This is a genomic window from Stenotrophomonas indicatrix, from assembly GCA_041545745.1.
Classification (GTDB): domain Bacteria; phylum Pseudomonadota; class Gammaproteobacteria; order Xanthomonadales; family Xanthomonadaceae; genus Stenotrophomonas; species Stenotrophomonas indicatrix_A.
Genome location: CP168152.1, coordinates 3,985,612 through 4,003,398 on the forward strand (window position 1 = coordinate 3,985,612; position 17,787 = coordinate 4,003,398).

15 protein-coding genes are annotated in these 17,787 nt (G+C 65.7%); 6 read left to right on the forward strand and 9 right to left on the reverse strand.

Features of this window, described 5'->3' with window-relative positions; translation table 11 throughout:
• Nucleotides 1–363 precede the first annotated feature (363 nt).
• Both ACEF39_RS18115 and ACEF39_RS18120 read right to left on the reverse strand, forming a co-directional pair.
• Nucleotides 364–1,491, reverse strand: coding sequence for an NAD(P)-dependent alcohol dehydrogenase (locus ACEF39_RS18115; protein ID WP_108266658.1), 1,128 nt, complete (start codon nt 1,489–1,491; stop codon nt 364–366).
• A 17-nt stretch (nt 1,492–1,508) separates the two neighbouring features.
• Nucleotides 1,509–2,975 carry a benzaldehyde dehydrogenase gene (locus ACEF39_RS18120; RefSeq protein ID WP_500286072.1) on the reverse strand — a complete coding sequence of 489 codons (1,467 nt, stop codon included), beginning with the start codon at nt 2,973–2,975 and terminating at the stop codon, nt 1,509–1,511.
• A gap of 195 nt (nt 2,976–3,170) precedes the next feature.
• Between ACEF39_RS18120 and ACEF39_RS18125 the strand changes: the two genes are divergently transcribed.
• Together ACEF39_RS18125 and ACEF39_RS18130 are read left to right on the forward strand one after the other, a co-directional pair.
• Nucleotides 3,171–3,737 (forward strand): DUF1415 domain-containing protein, encoded by a 567-nt coding sequence (locus ACEF39_RS18125; RefSeq protein WP_500286073.1) that lies wholly within the window; start codon nt 3,171–3,173, stop codon nt 3,735–3,737.
• Complete coding sequence (locus tag ACEF39_RS18130; protein WP_500286074.1) at nt 3,734–4,534, forward strand: SDR family oxidoreductase; 801 nt, start codon at nt 3,734–3,736, stop codon at nt 4,532–4,534. The genes ACEF39_RS18125 and ACEF39_RS18130 overlap by 4 nt, the downstream gene beginning before the upstream one ends.
• 107 nt (nt 4,535–4,641) lie before the next feature.
• Here the strand turns inward: ACEF39_RS18130 and ACEF39_RS18135 are convergent, their stop codons facing one another.
• A complete protein-coding gene (locus ACEF39_RS18135; RefSeq protein ID WP_500286075.1) occupies nt 4,642–6,672 on the reverse strand; it encodes a M3 family metallopeptidase in 2,031 nt (676 codons plus the stop codon).
• A gap of 169 nt (nt 6,673–6,841) precedes the next feature.
• Between ACEF39_RS18135 and ACEF39_RS18140 the strand changes: the two genes are divergently transcribed.
• Nucleotides 6,842–7,246 carry a hypothetical protein gene (locus tag ACEF39_RS18140; RefSeq protein WP_180165554.1) on the forward strand — a complete coding sequence of 135 codons (405 nt, stop codon included), beginning with the start codon at nt 6,842–6,844 and terminating at the stop codon, nt 7,244–7,246.
• Nucleotides 7,247–7,306: 60 nt separating this feature from the next.
• On the opposite strand, the gene ACEF39_RS18145 is transcribed toward ACEF39_RS18140, so the two are convergent.
• On the reverse strand, nt 7,307–8,419 hold the full coding sequence (locus tag ACEF39_RS18145; RefSeq protein ID WP_500286076.1) for a PLP-dependent cysteine synthase family protein: 1,113 nt from the start codon (nt 8,417–8,419) through the stop codon (nt 7,307–7,309).
• 126 nt (nt 8,420–8,545) lie between these two features.
• Between ACEF39_RS18145 and gloA the strand changes: the two genes are divergently transcribed.
• Together gloA and ACEF39_RS18155 are read left to right on the forward strand one after the other, a co-directional pair.
• On the forward strand, nt 8,546–9,061 hold the full coding sequence (gene gloA, locus ACEF39_RS18150; protein ID WP_500286077.1) for a lactoylglutathione lyase: 516 nt from the start codon (nt 8,546–8,548) through the stop codon (nt 9,059–9,061).
• Between the two features lie 92 nt (nt 9,062–9,153).
• Nucleotides 9,154–9,582 (forward strand): VOC family protein, encoded by a 429-nt coding sequence (locus ACEF39_RS18155; RefSeq protein ID WP_500286078.1) that lies wholly within the window; start codon nt 9,154–9,156, stop codon nt 9,580–9,582.
• A gap of 92 nt (nt 9,583–9,674) precedes the next feature.
• On the opposite strand, the gene ACEF39_RS18160 is transcribed toward ACEF39_RS18155, so the two are convergent.
• From ACEF39_RS18160 to ACEF39_RS18175, 4 genes are all read right to left on the reverse strand, one after another.
• Nucleotides 9,675–10,106, reverse strand: coding sequence for a CBS domain-containing protein (locus tag ACEF39_RS18160; protein ID WP_049467102.1), 432 nt, complete (start codon nt 10,104–10,106; stop codon nt 9,675–9,677).
• A 346-nt stretch (nt 10,107–10,452) separates the two neighbouring features.
• On the reverse strand, nt 10,453–12,030 hold the full coding sequence (locus ACEF39_RS18165; protein WP_500286079.1) for a DHA2 family efflux MFS transporter permease subunit: 1,578 nt from the start codon (nt 12,028–12,030) through the stop codon (nt 10,453–10,455).
• Between the two features lie 8 nt (nt 12,031–12,038).
• Nucleotides 12,039–13,100, reverse strand: coding sequence for an HlyD family secretion protein (locus ACEF39_RS18170; protein ID WP_500286080.1), 1,062 nt, complete (start codon nt 13,098–13,100; stop codon nt 12,039–12,041).
• Between the two features lie 110 nt (nt 13,101–13,210).
• Nucleotides 13,211–14,677: an efflux transporter outer membrane subunit gene (locus tag ACEF39_RS18175; RefSeq protein ID WP_500286081.1), complete on the reverse strand. Its 1,467-nt coding sequence runs from the start codon at nt 14,675–14,677 to the stop codon at nt 13,211–13,213.
• A gap of 152 nt (nt 14,678–14,829) precedes the next feature.
• Between ACEF39_RS18175 and ACEF39_RS18180 the strand changes: the two genes are divergently transcribed.
• A complete protein-coding gene (locus ACEF39_RS18180) occupies nt 14,830–15,549 on the forward strand; it encodes an AraC family ligand binding domain-containing protein (protein ID WP_500286082.1) in 720 nt (239 codons plus the stop codon).
• A 239-nt stretch (nt 15,550–15,788) separates the two neighbouring features.
• Here ACEF39_RS18180 and glmS read toward each other — a convergent pair whose 3' ends face one another.
• Nucleotides 15,789–17,627, reverse strand: coding sequence for a glutamine--fructose-6-phosphate transaminase (isomerizing) (gene glmS, locus ACEF39_RS18185; protein WP_500286083.1), 1,839 nt, complete (start codon nt 17,625–17,627; stop codon nt 15,789–15,791).
• Between the last annotated feature and the right edge of the window lie 160 nt (nt 17,628–17,787).

Here is a 17,787-nt window from a genome sequence, read left to right on the forward strand (position 1 = left end):
CGCGCACGCCACGCCCGCGTTACGTCCCGGCAACGGAGCGTTTCCGTTTCCGTCAGGCGTTCATCCACGCATGGCGTGGATCTACTTCCACGACGCGCCGTTCCGTGAAAGTACGTTTCCTTCTCCGTCAAGCATTCATGTGTCGACCAAGGTCGACACCTACCAACAGCAGCGGGAACCTGTCGAAGGCGGGGTGGGTCCGGTTGCGGGGGTGTAAGCGCCATGGATGGCGCGCCCAAGCCTCCAGGGACGGATTCACGGCGTCCCCCGCAACCGGACCCACCCCGCCATCCCACGGAATGCCCGCTTTTGACGTTGCCGTCGATTCGGCGGGTGCAGGGCGCAGCCCTGCAAACCCTCACCTCACGCAGCGATCCGCAGGATCGGCTTCAGGGTGATGCCCCGCGTACTGTCCTCGGCCGCCTGGTTGATCTGCTCCAGCGGATAGAACTTCACCAACCTGTCGAACGGGAAGCGCCCCTGCTGGTACAGCGTCACCAGCTGCGGAATGAACACCTGCGGCACGCTGTCGCCCTCGACAATGCCACGGATGCTGCGGCCACCCAGCAGCAGGTTGTTCACATCGAAACTGGCGGTCGTGCCCAGCTTCGGCGCACCGACCACGCCCATCATGCCCAGCCCGGCCAAGGCTTCGATGCCGGCCGACAGCACCTCCGGCCGACCGGTGGATTCCAGTGCGAAATCGGCGCCGCCGCCGGTGATCGCACGCACCGCCTCGATCACATCGGTCTCGCGGCTGTTGACCACGTGGGTGGCACCCAGCTCCATGGCCAGCTGCAACCGCGAGGGCACCACGTCGATGGCGATGATGGTGGTGGCACCGGCGACCTTGGCCGCCATCACCGCGCTCAGGCCCACCGCACCTGCGCCATAGCTGGCGAAGCTGCTGCCCGATCGCACCTGCAGCGAGTTGAGCACCGCACCGGCACCGGTCTGGATGCCGCAGCCCAGTGGCCCGAGCAGCTCCAGCGGCGCATCGTCAGGCACCTTGATGGCGTTGATCTCGCGCGCCAGCGCAAACGTGGCAAACGACGACTGTGCGAAGAAGTGATCGTGCAGCGGCTGGCCCTGCGCATCGGTGATGGCGGTATGGCCGTGGCCATCGTCGCCACCGAAGTTCAGCGCGAAGAAATCGCGGCAGTACGCACCATGTCCACCACGACAGGGATTGCAGTGACCGCACTGGCCGTAGGTCAGCACGACGTGGTCGCCGGCCTTCAGCTCGCGCACGTTGGGACCGACCGCCTCGACGATGCCCGCGCCCTCATGGCCCAGCACCGCCGGCAGCGGCACCGGATAGTATTGGTCACGCACGATCAGGTCGGTGTGGCACAGGCCGGTCGCCACGATCTTCACCAGTACTTCGTCGTCCTGCGGGCCGCGCAGGCGCGCCTGCTCGATGACGAAGGGCTGTTCCTTGCCGCGCACCACGGCGGCGGTGATGTCACGCGATCCACTGTTGCTGCTCATCGTTGCGTTCTCCTCGATCAGATCGGATAGGCCGGGGCTTCGCCCTTGACCGTCATCCATTGCCACTGGGTGAATTCCTCCACGTTGGCCGGGCCGCCGATGCTGGTGCCGTTGCCGGACGCCCCTACCCCGCCGAAGGGATTGATGACCTCATCGTTCACGGTCTGGTCGTTGATGTGCAGCAGGCCGGTACGCAGGCGCTCGCCCAGCTTCAGCGCGCGGCCGACGTTGCTGGAGACGATCGCCATCGACAGGCCGTACTCGCTGTCATTGGCCAGGCGCACGGCTTCGTCGTCGTCATCGAACGGCACCACCACCGCTACCGGCGCGAAGATCTCTTCGTTGAACGCCGGATTGTCCGCGCTGACGTTGCCGAGCACGGTCGGTGCGAAGAACAGGTCCTGGTAGGTGCCGCCGGTTTCGAGGGACGCACCTGCCTTCACCGCGTCGTCGACCACGCGCGCCGCATGGTCGCGTTGCACGGCATTGATCAGTGGGCCCAGCGCCACGTCCTCGCGTGCCGGGTCGCCCACCTTCAGCGACTTCGCCTTGGCCACCAGCTTCTGCAGGAACGCCTGATGGATGCTGCGCTGTACCAGCACACGGCCGGTGGCCATGCAGATCTGGCCCTGGTGCAGATACACGCCCCATGCGGTGTTGGCCACGGCCAGGTCCAGATCCGCATCGTCGAGGATGATCAGCGCGTTCTTGCCGCCCAGCTCCAGCGACACCTTTTTCAGGTGCTTGCCGGCGGCTTCGCCAACCTTGCGTCCGGCCGCCGTCGAGCCGGTGAACTGGATCATCGCCACATGCGGGTCGCTGGTCAGCGCGGCACCGGCGGCGCCGTCGCCGGGCAACATGTGCAGCACACCCTGCGGAAGACCAGCCTGCTCGAACAGGCGTGCGATCACCGCACCACCACACACCGCCGTGCGCGGGTCCGGCTTGAGCACCACGGCATTGCCGAGCGCGATCGCCGGCGCCACCGCGCGCATCGCCAGGTACAGCGGAAAATTGAACGGAGAGATCACCCCCACCACACCCAGCGGACGGCGCCGCGCCAGATTCAGGCGCCCAGGCTCGGACGGCAGGATCTCACCCACGCTGCGCGAAGGCAGCGCGGCGGCCTCATGCAGCGCCTTGATGGTCACCTTGGCCTCGAAACCAGCCTTCAGGCGGGTGGAGCCACTTTCGCGGACCAGCCAGTCGACCAGCGTATCGATGTTTTCTTCGGCCAGGCGTGCAGCCTTGCGCAGCACCTCGGCGCGCTGTTCGTACGGCGCCGCCGCCCATGCCTGTTGTGCCTGCGCCGCAGCGGCTGCAGAACGCGATACCTGCGCCACGTCGGCCAGGCCGATCTCACCAAGCGACTGCCCGGTGGCGGGCTCGATCACTGGCTGGCGCTGTGCGGCAGCGCTCCATTGACCATCGAAGAAGGCGCCTGACCAGAGTGTGTCCGGCAGCCATGGGGAAGATGCAGTCATGTGAAGTCCTCCTGTGTCGTGCCGCCATTGCACGCCTGGCCCGCAGCGCCGGCAATCGGCCATTGGCGTGATATCGGCAAGGGATTGAATCGATGGGAATTTCCAGCATCGCCGTTGTCCAGTTCCTGCACAGTGAACGGCGCTCCCGCACCGGCACGCCTACAATGGCCACCCACGCCAGCCGATGCGCCCGCCATGACCGACACCCCCCTGCCCACCGATGACCCGATCGCCGCCACCCGCCTATGGCTGGAGCGCATCGTCATCGGCCTGAACCTGTGCCCGTTCGCCAAGGCGGTGTATGTAAAGGACCAGGTCCGCATCGTGCTGAGCGACGCGACCACACCCGAAGCCCTGGTGGAAGAACTGGCCGAAGAACTGGTGCTGCTGCGCGACACGCCGGCCGAGCAGATCGATACCACGCTGATCGTGCACCCTCAGGTGCTGACCGACTTCCTCGACTACAACGACTTCCTCGACAACGCCGATGCGGCGATCGAGGCGCTGGACCTGCAGGGCATCCTGCAGGTGGCCAGCTTCCACCCGGAGTATCAGTTCGATGGTGTCGCCGCTGATGACGCCAGCAACTACACCAACCGCGCGCCCTACCCCACCCTGCACCTGCTGCGCGAAGACAGCGTGGAACGCGCGGTGGATGTCTACCCGGATCCGGACGTGATCGTCGAGCGCAACATCCAGACCCTGGACCGGATTGGTGTCGAGGGCTGGCACCGTCGCCTGCGCGGTGACGACCTGTCATGAGCGCAGTGCCGCCGATTGCTGCCTGGCCAGTTGCGCCGCTGCACAACAGAGTCGTGCTGGTCACCGGTGGTGCCAACGGCATCGGCCGCGGCATCGCCCAGGCGGTGCTCGGGGCCGGCGGCCGGGTGCTGATCGGCGATCTGGATGTGGAGGCAGGCCAGGCCTCCCTTGCCGAATGGCAGCGCGGCGATGATGCCGCGTTCCAGCGGCTGGACATCACCGACGAAACCAGCGTACGCGACTTCATCGCGGTGGCCCTGCAACGCTTCGGCCGCGTCGACGGCCTGGTCAACAATGCCGGCATCGCCGGGCCGCACGGCACCCTGCTGCAGGACATGGACTGGGAAGAATGGCAGCGCCGGCTGTCGTCGCTGCATGGTGCGTTCCTGTGCAGCAAGCATGCATTGCCGGCGCTGTCGGCCGATGCAGGCGCAATCATCAACATCGCATCGACACGCGCCTGGCAGTCCGAGCCGCACAGCGAAGCCTACGCAGCGGCCAAGGGTGGCCTGGTGGCCTTCACCCATGCGCTTGCGATCAGTGCCGGACCGGCGGTGCGGGTGAACAGCATCAGCCCCGGCTGGATCAGCACCGATGCCTGGCAGGCGCCGTCGCGGCGGCACGTGCCGCAGTATTCGGCCACCGACCATGCCCAGCATCCGGTTGGCCGCGTCGGCGAACCAGGGGACATCGGCGCACTGGCGGTGTACCTGTTGTCCTCATTGTCCGGCTTCAGCACCGGCCAGGATTTCATCGTCGACGGCGGCATGACCCGGAAGATGATCTACGCCGAATGATCCCGGGCCACGACACCCGGTAGATGCCAACCAAGGTTGGCACCTACCAGGGCATCACGCATCGATTTCCGGTAGATCCACGCCATGCGTGGATGGCGGCAACCTGCTTACGCCATGCCCGAATGGCGAAGCAGCGCGTCGATCTGCGGCGCGCGGCCGCGGAAGGCCTTGAAGTTTTCGGCGGCCGGACGACTACCGCCGCGTGACAGCACCTCGTCGCGGAAACGCGCGCCGGTTGCTGCCAGCGCCTGCGGCGCTTCCTCGAACGCGGCATACGCATCGGCACTCAGCACTTCAGCCCATTTGTAGCTGTAGTAACCGGCGGCATAACCACCGGCGAAGATGTGGCTGAACTGGTGCGGGAAGCGATTCCAGCTCGGCGGATGGTTCACCGCCACTTCCCCACGCACGCGTTCAAGCAGTGCCAGCACGCTGTCCTGTGCAGCTTCGAACTGACTGTGCAGCAGCATGTCGAACAGGCCGAATTCGAGCTGGCGCACGGTCGCCATGCCGCTGTGGAAATTGCGTGCGGCCAGCATGCGCTCGTACAGCGCACGCGGCAGCGGCTCGCCGGTTTCCACATGCGCGGTCATGCCCTGCAGGTGGTCCCATTCCCAGCAGAAGTTCTCCATGAACTGGCTGGGCAGCTCCACCGCATCCCACTCCACGCCGTTGATGCCGGCCACGCCCAGTTCGCCGATACGGGTCAGCAGCTGATGCAGGCCGTGGCCCATTTCATGGAACAGCGTGGTCACTTCATTGTGGCTGAAGGTTGCCGGCTTGCCATCGGCACCACGGCCGAAGTTGCATACCAGGTACACCAGCGGCGTCTGCACGCTGCCATCGGCGCGCTCGCGGCGGTTGCGGCAGTCATCCATCCACGCGCCGCCACGCTTGCCCTCGCGGGCATACAGGTCCAGGTAGAACTGGCCGACCAGGGTGCCCTGCGCATCCACCAGGCGGAAGAAGCGCACGTCCTCATGCCAGACCGGCGCACTGTCTTCCTGCACGCGCAGGCCATACAGCTGTTCGATCACCGAGAACAGGCCACCCAGCACTTTCGGCTCAGTGAAGTACTGCTTCACTTCCTGCTCGGAGTAGCTGTAACGCGCCTGCTTCAGGCGGTCGGCGGCGAACGCCAGATCCCAGGCCTGCAGGCTGTCGATACCGAGATGCTCGCGGGCGAACTGCTCCAGCTCGGCGCGGTCCTTGGCGGCGAACGGCTTGGCGCGCGCAGCCAGGTCACGCAGGAAGCCCAGCACTTCGGCGGGGTCGCTGGCCATCTTGGTGGCCACCGAATAGTCGGCGTAGGAATCAAAGCCCAGCAGCGCGGCCAGCTCGGCACGCAGTGCAAGGATGCGATCGATGTTGCCGCCGTTGTCCAGCGCATCGTCGCCGAACTCGGAAGCGCGTTGCGCGCTGGCGCGGTACAGGATCTCGCGCAGGTCGCGGTCCTCGCCCCAGGTCTGCACCGGCAGGTAGCACGGCATCTGCAAGGTCAGCTTCCAGCCCGCTTTGCCGTCTTTCTCCGCAGCGGCGCGTGCAGCAGCCTTCACGTCGTCCGGCACGCCGGCCAGGCGCGCCGGGTCTTCGACGATCAGCGACCACGCATCGGTGGCGTCGAGCACGTTCTGCGAGAACTTGGCCGACAGCGCCGACAGTTCTTCCTTGATGGCGGAAAAACGCTGCTGCGCCTCCGCATCCAGTTCGGCACCGCCGAGGCGGAAATCACGCAGGGTGTTTTCCAGCACCTTGCGGCGCGCCTCGTCGAAACCGGCCGCTTCGGTGCTGGCCGCCAGGGCCTGGTACTGGCGGTACAACGCCAGGTTCTGCCCCAGCGCACTGGCGAAGCGGGTCACCCTCGGCAGGTTGCTGTTGTACGCCTCACGCAGCTCGGGCGTGTTGACCACGCCCTGCAGATGGCCGACAAGGCCCCAGGCACGCCACAGCCGTTCGGTGGCATCGTCCAGCGGGGTAACGAAGGTCTGCCAGCTGACCGGCTGCACCTGCTCGGCAGCGCTGACCGCCGCCTCGGCCTGCGCCAGCAGCACGTCCAGCGCCGGCGCCACATGCTCAGGGCGGATCGCCTCGAAGCGCGGCAGGCCGGAAAAATCGAGCAGGGGGTTGGCAACGGTCACGGCAGGTCTCCAGATAACGGGCCCGGCAGTGCGGGCAGCCAGATCGATATGGCGCTTGCCGGGCTGGCAGACAAGGGGGGCGGGCCATTGTTCACGTCGGCCTTACGGCCGTCGGCTGAAGCTTGCGGCGCGGGGGAGACCGCAGCGGAACGTGTCGAGGAGGCCCCACATGGAAGGTCTGGCTCCAGCTCCATCCGCAGTACGTTCACCATCGCTGGCGCTGTCGGCCAGCCCGACCGAACTGGCCTGGATCGCCGCGCTGTGCGATGCGGGCGACGATGCGCCGCGCCACCTGCAGCAGCTGCAGGCGCTGCAACACCAGGGCGGCAGGTTCAGCGACGAGCAGGAATGGTATCCGTTCGAAGTGATCGAGCGCGGTGCCAGCCAGGTGCGGCTGGGCCACGAGCGCGAATTCGTCATCTGCGTGCTGCTGTGGCTGCAGGCCCTGGCCCAGGGCCGGGCCAGCAGCCTGGACCCGCGCCTGCACCTGGACGACCGCGCCGTGGAGATCGAGGCCCTGCCCGACGCCCTGCGCGATGCGGTGCTGGATGCGTTCATGGCCGCAGGCTACTGAGCCTGCGCAGCGCCACGCGAAACACGGGTCGAGCATGGCTCGACCCTGCAGAAGTCCGGCTTACAGCGCTTCCAGACTACACCACGGCAATCCAGGCAGGCCCTGCCCGGCCGCTGCCGCCGCTACCTGCGCGTCGGCGGTGTCCACATCGATTCCCTGCCGCACATACCAGGCCGGGTCGTAATAGCTGTGCGCGTAGCGATCGCCGCTGTCGCACAGGATGCTGACGATGCTGCCCTGGCGGCCAGCCTCGCGCATCCACTGCGCCGCCTGCAGCACGCCGATGAAATTGGTGCCGGTGGAGCCACCGACGCGGCGCCCCAGCTGGCGGCTGACGTGCCGCATCGCGGCCAGGCTCAAGTCGTCGGGCACCTTCACCATGGCATCGACACTGGTCGGGATGAAGCTGGACTCCACCCGCGGCCGGCCGATGCCTTCCACCCGCGAGCCGCCGTTGCAGGTCATGCCGCGCCACTCATTGCCACCGGCCAGGGCAGCCTGGTAGCCATCGAAGAACACCGAGATTTCCGGATCCGCACACAGGATGCGGGTGTCGTGCCGGCGATAGCTGACGTAGCGCCCGAGCGTTGCGGCAGTACCGCCGGTGCCGGGGCTGCACACGATCCAGTCCGGAATCGGGCTGGGCTCCTCGGCCATCTGCTTGAAGATGGATTCGGCGATATTGTTGTTGGCACGCCAGTCCGTGGCGCGCTCGGCATAGGTGAACTGGTCCATGAAGTGGCCGCCGGTTTCGCGGGCCAGCTTTTCCGAATCGCAGTTGAGGTCGCAGGCGCGCTCGACCAGATGGCAGCGGCCACCGTGAAACTCGATCGCGGCGATCTTCTCCGGCGACGTCGTGGCCGGCATCACTGCGATGAACGGCAGGCCGAGCAGGCGCGCGAAGTAGGCCTCGGAAACGGCGGTGGAGCCGCTGGAGGCCTCGATCACCGGCCGCCCTTCACGCAGCCAGCCGTTGGCCAGCGCATACAGGAACAGCGAACGCGCCAGCCGGTGCTTGAGGCTGCCGGTGGGATGGCTCGACTCATCCTTCAGATACACCTCGATGCCCTCGAACCCGGGCAAGGCCAGCGGGATCAGGTGGGTATCGGCGGAACGGTTGAAATCGGCTTCGATCTTGCGGATGGCGGCGGCCACCCATTCACGCTGCGACATGGCGGGCAATGGTCATCAGGACGGAACGGTGCGATCTGTCCATTGTACGTCGCGGTGCCGTCAGCTGCCGGCCCGTAGAATGACACCCATCCGGCCGGCAACGGCCCCCTCTGAAGGACCTCCCCCATGACCATTCCCGCCCTGCGCGATGTCCCCGGCGTCGCCGCCCAGGCCCCGGCCGAGACCACCGGCTTCGTCTTCAACCACACCATGCTGCGGGTCAAGGACGCCACCGCCTCGCTGGACTTCTACACCCGCGTGCTGGGCTACCAGCTGATCGACAAGCGCGACTTCGCCGAGGCCCAGTTCAGCCTGTACTTCCTGGCCTACGTTCCGGCCGGCACTGCGGTGCCGGAAGACGACGACACCCGGCGCCTGTGGATGGCCAGCCTGCCGGGCGTGCTGGAACTGACCCACAACCACGGTACCGAGAACCAGGAAGGCTCCGTCTACCACGACGGCAACAGCGACCCGCGCGGCTTCGGCCACATCTGCGTGTCGGTGCCGGACATCGAAGCGGCCTGCCAGCGCTTCGAAGACCTGGGCGTGACCTTCCAGAAGCGCCTGACCGACGGCCGCATGAAGAACCTCGCCTTCATCAAGGACCCGGACGGCTACTGGGTCGAGATCATCTCCAACTGACCAAAAAGGGGACGGAGGGGATTAAGTCGTTTCTGGCACTATTGGGCCGAAAGCGACTTAATCCCCTCCGTCCCCTTTTTTGTGAGGTTGGCATGGAAACGATGGAACTGCACCGCGGGCGACTGATCGACCACATCCAGCTGGTCGTGCGCGATCTGGCCGCCAGCCGCCGCTTCTACCAAGCGGTGTTCGACACGATCGGCATTCCCATCGCCGGTGAAGGCGATGACTACTTCTGGGCCGACGAGCTGTTCATTTCCAGCGCCAGCAGCGAGGCCGCCGCCGGCCAGTTGACCGGCCGCCACCACCTGGCCTTCCAGGCCCGCGATACCGCCACCGTCGATGCCTTCCACAGCGCTGCGCTGGCTGCTGGCGGCAAGGACAACGGCGCGCCCGGCGAGCGCCCTTACCATCCCGGCTACTACGGCGCCTTCGTGCTCGATCCGGATGGCAACAACATCGAGGTCGTCTACCACGGCCCGGCGAACTACAGCGCCGATTCGGTGAAGGTCAGTTTCTGATTCCTGCGCTACGCGCTCGCCGGGCATGGCCCGGCGCTACCAACGAAGAAGCCGGGCATTGCCCGGCTTCGTCTCATCGCACTGCGCAGGCCTCAGTGGGCCGCCATGTAGATGTCCTGCAGCACGGCCTTTTCCAGTTCCAGCTCGCCCAGCAGGTTCTTCACGATGTCACCCAGGCTGAGGATGCCGACCAGCTGGTTGCCATCGGTGACCATCAGGTGGCGACGACGCGAGTAGGTCATCAGGGACATGGCCTGCTTCAACGTGGCGTCCGGCGCAATGCCTTCCAGGCCGGTGGACGGCAGGCTGGAAATCACCCGTCGGCCAGCCTGCGGACCATCATCGGCCAGGCTGCGGACGATGTCCTTCTCGGAAATGATGCCGACCGGGGCATCATCCTTCATCACTACCAGTGCGGCGATTTTATTCGCGCTCATCTTGTGCGCGGCGGCACCAATCGTGTCTTCCGTGTCGATGGTGATGACAGCTTCTTTCTTGGATTGCAGGAGCTCGCGGACGTTCATTCTTGTTTCCTGGTGCAGGTCACTCAAGTCAAAAAAGTGTGCTCTGCCGATTCGCCCCCTCCCCGGGAACAGACCCTTCAGCGCACGTCTGGCGCACTTTGCCGGATCTGGCATTTCGCCAGCAGGCGGGCTAGGTGCTGCAACGCGAACGAGGCGGGTTCAACGGCTCAACCCGGATCTCGGTCAACTTGATTCTACGACTGCGTCCATCGGTCACTAGCGGCATCGATGGGACAGATTGTCGTGGGAACCGGCCAACGATCCAGAGAATGGCACCGTGGGTGAAACCGCCGCTGAATGCTGCCTGCAGGGAGCCCTAAAGTTTGCCGATTGCCAACACCGGTCTTCACCCTGGGCGGACATGCTTCTTGCCACGAAGCATCAGACTGCCAGCCGCACAGGCAAGCATGGCAATGCCTGCCACAAGGAAGGCATCGCTGTAGGCCAGCAGCAGTGCTTCGCGATGAACGATCCTGTCCAGGATCGCGAACGCCTGCTGCCGTTCCAGTGCATGTCCATTGCCGAACAGAGCAGTGGCGCTGTCCATGGGCGCTTTGGCCAGCATCCTGACCAGCTCGACCACGCGCGCCTGGGTCGCTGGCGCGAAGGACGTGACCGATTCCCCGATGTGCAACGCATGCAGTCGCTCCCGCGTCACGATGAACTGGCTGGCTACAGCGATACCGATCGCGCCACCCACATTGCGCACCATCGAGAACACGCCTGCCGCCGAGCCGAGCTCAGTGCGTTCCAGCCCTTCCACGGCCATCACACTGAGTGCGACCACGATCAGCGATTGGCCGATGCCACGCACGATCAACGACGGCACGATGACGTTGCTTGCCGCGTTGGCATCCAGGTGGATGTTCATCAGGCAGCCCACCGCCATGATGACGAAGCCCAGCACGATGACGGTCCGCACGCTGGTGCGCTTCATCAGCGGCGGCGTGGCGAAGGACATGATGAACTGCACGATGCCGTACGGAATCATGGTCAACCCGATCTGGCGAGCGTTGTAACCATGCACATCGGCAAAGTAATTGGGGATGAGGAACACCACCCCGAACACCACCGCGCCGAAGGTGAACTGCATCAGGCTGGCCAACCCGAAGTTGTAGCGGGAAAGCAGCCGCAGGTTGAGGAACGGCTCGCTGCGGCGCAGCTCGATGGCGACGAATGCCACCAGGCCCACTGCGGCAATGAGCGCTGCCTCGATGATGAACGTCGAAGAGAACCAGTCCTTGCGACCGCCCTCCTCCAGCATGATCTGCAGCGCGGACAAGCCCAGGGCCATGGCAATGATGCCGCCCCAGTCGCCGCTCCGGAACTTGTGCAGCGCCATCGGCTGCGGCCGGATCGACCAGCCGATGGCGGCCAGCAGCAGCAGGCCGGGCGGCACCTGCAGATAGAAGATCGCCCGCCAGGAATAGACATCGGTCAACCAACCGCCGAGCGATGGCCCCGCCGCCTGCGCCACGTTGTTGGCAATGGCGAACAACGCCATGCCAAACGGATGTTTTGATGATGGCAGCTCGGTCACGATGAGCTGGAACGAAAGTGGGATCAGCACACCGCCGAACGCGCCCTGCAGCGTGCGCGCCAGGATCATCGCGTTGATGTTGGGTGCGATCGAGCAGGCCATCGAGAAGAGCACGAAACCTGCGGCCCCCACCATCAGCACGCGGCGCACGGTGAAAACCGATGCCAGCCACGCTGCCAACGGAATGACGATGATCTCCGCAACAAGATAGGCCGTGGTGATCCACGATCCTTCCTCGAAGGTGGCACCCAATGATCCGCGCACATCCGGCAGCGACGCATTGGTGACGTGCACGTTCATGCCCGCCATGAAGCAGCCAACCACGCCACCGATCACCGCGACCCACGCACGCAGTGATACTGCATCCTCGGCAGGGGTTGCCATGGTGGCGCTCATGGCGCGCGATCCGCGCGTGTGTCGATGGCCGCTACCACCGACATCCCCGGCCGCAGGAACGACAGCTTCGCCTGGCCGGCATCCACGGTGATACGCACCGACATGCGCTGGACGATCTTGGTGAAGTTCCCGGTCGCGTTGTCGGGCGGCAACAGCGCGAACTGTGCGCCGGAGGCAGGGGCAAAGCTTTCCACGTGTCCCTTCAAGGCGCGTCCGCCGAGTGCATCGACCTCGATCTCCACAGGCTGGCCCGGCGCCACGCGTTCCAGCTGCACCTCTTTGTAGTTCGCGACGATGTAGATCTGGTCCGGCACGATCGCCATCAGCGGTGCGCCGGCACCCACGTAATCTCCCATCCGCAAGCTGCGTTGACCGACCGTTCCGGCCTGCGGTGCACGGATCACCGTGTGCTCCAGGTCAAGGGTGGCAAGGGCCAGACCTGCCTGGGCCTGCACCAATGCTCCCTGCGCCTGGTCAAGCGCGGCGCTCGCGCGCTCACGCTCGGTCACCAGTACCCTGGTGTAAGCCGTGCTCGCAGCCACCGCAGCGCGCGCAGCATCCGCGTTCGCTGCAGTGCGCTGTGCGCTGGCATCTGCGGCCTCTAGGTGCTTCGCATCCGATGCCTGCTGGTCGGCAAGCAGCCGTTCCCGGCGGTAGGCCTGGGCGGCCTGACGGAGATCTGCCTGGTGCGCCCGCAGATCTGCGGCAGCAGCGGCAATCACGCTCTGCTGCCGCGTGCTCTGCGCGTCGAGGTTGGCGATGGCAGCCCGCTGCGCCCTTACCTGCGCCGTCGCCACTGCGACCGCGCCTTCGGCCTGGACCAAGCGCGAGCGATAGTCCCGATCATCCAGCGTGGCCAGAATCTCACCCACGGCCACGTGCTGGTTGTCGCGCACCCGGACCGTGGCGATGTAGCCAGCGATTCGTGGATTGACCGTTACGATGTCGGCCCTGACGTAGGCGTTGTCGGTGCTGACCTGGAAGCGGCCTACTGTCCACCAGCGCAGCCCGGCACCGCTGCCGGCCAGGACGAGCAGCACGATTGCGCCGATGACCATGGGCCTGCGCTTCATCCGCAGGAGGGAGCGGGGCGAACGAACGGGTGCGCCGCGTGGAATGTCTGTGTCTGTCATGTCGTCTATCGGGGAGTGCGGGGGAAAAGGGTGGATCAGCGCGCGGCGTCATCGCTGCGGGTGATGGTGGGGAGATGTACGGCAGGCGCCTGCTCCCAGCCGCCGCCAAGCGACCGGAACAACGCAATCTGGTCGGCGGCGATCTCCGCCTCGGCGGACGCGGCCATGGCCTGTGCCTCGACATCGCGGCGCTCCGCCTCGAGCACGTCCAGCTCGCTCGCCGCGCCGGCGTGTCGGCCCACCTGCGCCAGTCGAAGCGCCTCACCGCTCTGCACGGCAGCTGTCTTCAGCGCAGCGTGCTGACGCAGTGCTGCCTGGTAGGTCGCCAGCGCCTGTTTCACGTCTTTCAATGTGGCCAGGATCACCGCATCGAAACGCGCAAGCGCGGCGTGTTCCTGCGCTTCGGCATCGGCGATCTGCGCGCGCGCCGCGCTGCTGTTCGGGAAGCGCCAGGACAAGGCCGGGCCCAGGCTCCAGGCGATCGACCCGTGATCGCTCAACCCGCCGGGCGTCGGCGCCGAACTGGCCACGGTACCCAGAATGGAAACCGTGGGATACAGGCTCGCGGTAGCCACGCCGATGCGCGCGGTGCTGGCTTCCAGCCGGCGCTGTGCCTCCCGGATGTCCGGCCGCCGCTGCAGCAGCGTGGTGACATCACCGATCGGAAGCGGGGTATCAAGCTGCGGAACTGCGGCGCAGCTGGTTGCGTCTGCGGGCAGGTCGTCCGGCGTCCTCCCGGTAAGCACGGCCAGTGCATACAGGGCATTCTGCCGACCTGCCTCCAGCGCGGGAATGGCAGCGCGGGTCTGCTCGACCAGCGCAGCGGCACGCGCGACATCCAGTGATGTCGCATTCCCTGCATCACGCTGGGCCGTCTTCAGTGCCAGGCTGCGACTGACCAGGGCCAGCGAGCGGTGGGCAATGTCGGCACGCGAGGCGTAGCCACAACTTTCCACGTAGGCGCGCGTGGTTTCGGCGGCAACGACGACCCGCACGCTGTCTTCGGTGGCCTGGATCGCCTCGGCATCTGCCCGCGCCGCCTGGATGGATCGAGCAATCCGGCCAAACAGATCCAGGCTCCAACCGGTTGCGAATCCCACGCCATGGCGTTGCCCGGTGCGGACTGCGGTCTGCTCCAGTGCGGCCGCGATCTGGTCGCTCATCGTGCTGCCATAGCCGACATCGCTGGACACCGTAGTGGTCGGCAGCCGATCACCCTCGCGTTCGCGGAGCACCGCGTAGGCGGACTGCAGGTTGGCCGACGCAACCCGCAGATCGCGATTGTTTTCCAGGGCCTGGATGACCAGCGCATCCAGCGTGGCATCGCCATACAGGCGCCACCATCGGGGCACGGCGGGCGCGCCCGTGATCGCGTCGTTGTCGACGACAGTCATCGGCGGCGGGGCGAGGGTGGAACGTGGCGAACTGCTGGGACCGACCGCGCACCCACACAGCGCGGAAGAGACCAGAAAAGACAACAGCAAAGGACGGAAGACAATCATTGACGGGGTACTTGGGGTGGCGTGTGCCCAGGACACACATCACATCACCCGCCACACTGTCCTTCTCCCGCCTACTGGACTACCATCGTCTAGATATGGACAGAAAACGCACTGTCAGGGCGTGCCACGCAACCGAGCGCCCCGTTGCGGCATTGGCCACCCGACATCCTCACGGCGAACACATTGCCGCGCACCGCCATGCCCGCGCGCAGTTGATCCACGCGCTGACCGGGGTCTTGACGGTCATCAGCGCCGAGGGAAGCTGGGTCGTGCCATCCGGCAGGGCCGTGTGGATGCCAGAGGACGTGGAGCATCGGATCCGCATTGCCGGCGAGGTCGCGATGCGGACCATCTACGTTGCACCCGGGATACGGCCGGATCTTCCCACCGGTTGCGAGGTCATCGAGGTCTCCGCGCTGCTGCGCGAGGCCATCATTGCTGCCACCAGCATACCGCTGGACTATCGCGATGGCGGGCGGGACCACCGCATCATGGAACTGATCCTGGACGAGATCGAAGTGGCGCCGCGGCTTGGGCTGCACGTTCCATTACCGCGCAACGCACATCTGCTGCGTCTGTGCGAATGGATGATCGCCGAGCCTGCCGAGCCTGTAACGCTGGACGATCTGGCCGCACGGATGCACGTCAGCGGACGGACAGTGGCACGGCTGTTCCACCGCGAGGTCGGGATGAGTTTCGGCGACTGGCGGCGGCGGATGTGCCTGCTGCTCAGCCTGCCCCGGCTGGCCTCGGGGGCATCCATCCTGGAAGTATCGCTGGAGCATGGCTATCTGAGCCCCAGCGCCTTCTCGGCGATGTTCCGCCGCTCGCTCGGGGTGTCACCCACCGAGTACCTGGTTTCCAAAGCATGAACCGCGCAGACTGGTTCGACGTATTCCCTGCAGTACCCGCCGCCGAAGCGTCTGCTCTTGCCGGTGGCGTCCAGTCTGGCCGGTGTGGAGGATGCAGAGGGCGAGAGCAACCGCGCCCTCGCCCTCGTTCTTGATCAGCACGTCGTGGAATACACCGTCGTTCAGGCGGTCTGAGGCTTGCCCACTCTATAGCGCGAACACATCGAGGGCAGCACATCACCCGCCAGCCACGTCCGGCCTTACTCCACCGTAACGCTCTTGGCCAGGTTGCGTGGCTTGTCCACGTCGGTGCCGCGTGCCAGCGCGGTGTGGTACGCCAGCAGCTGCACCGGGATGGTGTGCACCACCGGGCTGAGCACGCCGGCATGGCGCGGGGTGCGGATCACGTGCACGCCCTCGGACGCGTTGAAGTTGCTGTCCTGGTCGGCGAACACGAACAGCTCACCGCCACGCGCACGCACTTCCTGCATGTTGGATTTGACCTTCTCCAGCAGGCTGTCGTTGGGCGCGATCACCACCACCGGCATGTCCTCGTCCACCAGCGCCAGCGGCCCGTGCTTGAGCTCACCAGCCGGGTAGGCCTCGGCGTGGATGTACGAGATTTCCTTCAGCTTGAGCGCGCCTTCCAGGGCGATCGGATAGTGCAGGCCACGGCCCAGGAACAGCGCGCTGCTCTTGCGCGCGAAGCGTTCGGCCCATGCAGCGATCTGCGGCTCCATGTTCAACGCATGCTGCACACTGCCCGGCAGGAAACGCAGCTGCTCCAGGTAGTCCGCTTCCTGTGCGGCATCAACGCGGCCATGCAGCTTGCCCAGCACCACGGTCAGCTGGAACAGCGCGGCCAGCTGGGTGGTGAAGGCCTTGGTCGACGCCACGCCGATCTCGGCGCCAGCGCGGGTGTAGCAGACCAGTTCGCTGGCGCGCGGAATCGCGCTTTCCGGCACGTTGCAGATCGACAGCGTGTGCTTGTGGCCCAGCGACTTGGCGTACTTCAGCGCTTCCATCGTATCCAGCGTTTCGCCGGACTGGGAGATGGTCACGATCAGGTGCTTGGGATTGGCATACGCGGCGCGATAGCGGTACTCGCTGGCGATCTCCACGCTGCACGGCAGGCCGGCGATGGCCTCGATCCAGTAGCGCGCGGTCAGGCCCGAGTAGTAACTGGTACCACAGGCCAGAATCTGCACGCCCTCGATGCCCGACAACACCGCTTCGGCATTCCTGCCGAACAGTTCGGCCGGGAAGCCACCGGCGTCGATCGCCGCTTCGATGGTGTCGCCCAGTGCACGCGGCTGCTCGTGGATTTCCTTCTGCATGAAGTGCCGGTACGGGCCCAGCTCCAGCGAGGCCAGCGAGACATCGGAGAGATGCACATCGCGCTCGATCGACTGATCGTTACCGTCGAAGATGCTCACACCATCACGGCGGATCTCGGCGGTGTCGCCCTCTTCCAGGAAGATCACCTTGCGCGTGGCCGACAGCACGGCCGACACGTCGGATGCCACGAAGTTCTCGCCCTCGCCCAGACCGACCAGCAGCGGGCAGCCCATGCGGGCGCAGACGAAACGTTCCGGCTCGGCACGGCTGACAACAGCCAGTGCATAGGCACCGGTCAGTTCCTTGACCGTGTGCTGCAGCGCGACCAGCAGGTCATCGCCGTTCTTCAGGTGGTGGTGGATCAGGTGGGCGATCACTTCGGTGTCGGTCTGCGACTCGAAGGTATAGCCCAGCGTGCGCAGCTTCTCACGCTGCTCTTCATGGTTCTCGATGATGCCGTTGTGCACCAGCGCCACGCCATGGCTGATGTGCGGATGCGCGTTCGCCTCGGTGACACCGCCATGGGTGGCCCAACGGGTGTGGCCGATACCCAGGCTGGCGTTGAAGCCTTCAGCCTCGGCAGCAGTTGCCATCTCCGAGACACGACCGGTACGGCGCACGCGGCGCACGTCGGGCCGTTCGGCTTGATCGATCACCGCAATGCCGGAGGAATCGTAACCGCGGTATTCCAGTCGCTTCAGTCCTTCGATCAGCAGCGGCACCACGTCGCGCCCGGCGATCGCACCCACGATTCCACACATGTCACGCATTTCCTTGAAGACGGTCGCCGCATTCTAGCCTGCGTGTCCGCCAGCCCCCTCCTGTCCGCTTAATGAAAGTGTCCGGAAAGGTGTCCGCGGACACCCGGACAGCAACGGTAGATCTGCAAATCATTGATGGAAAAGGAAATAAAATTGGCAC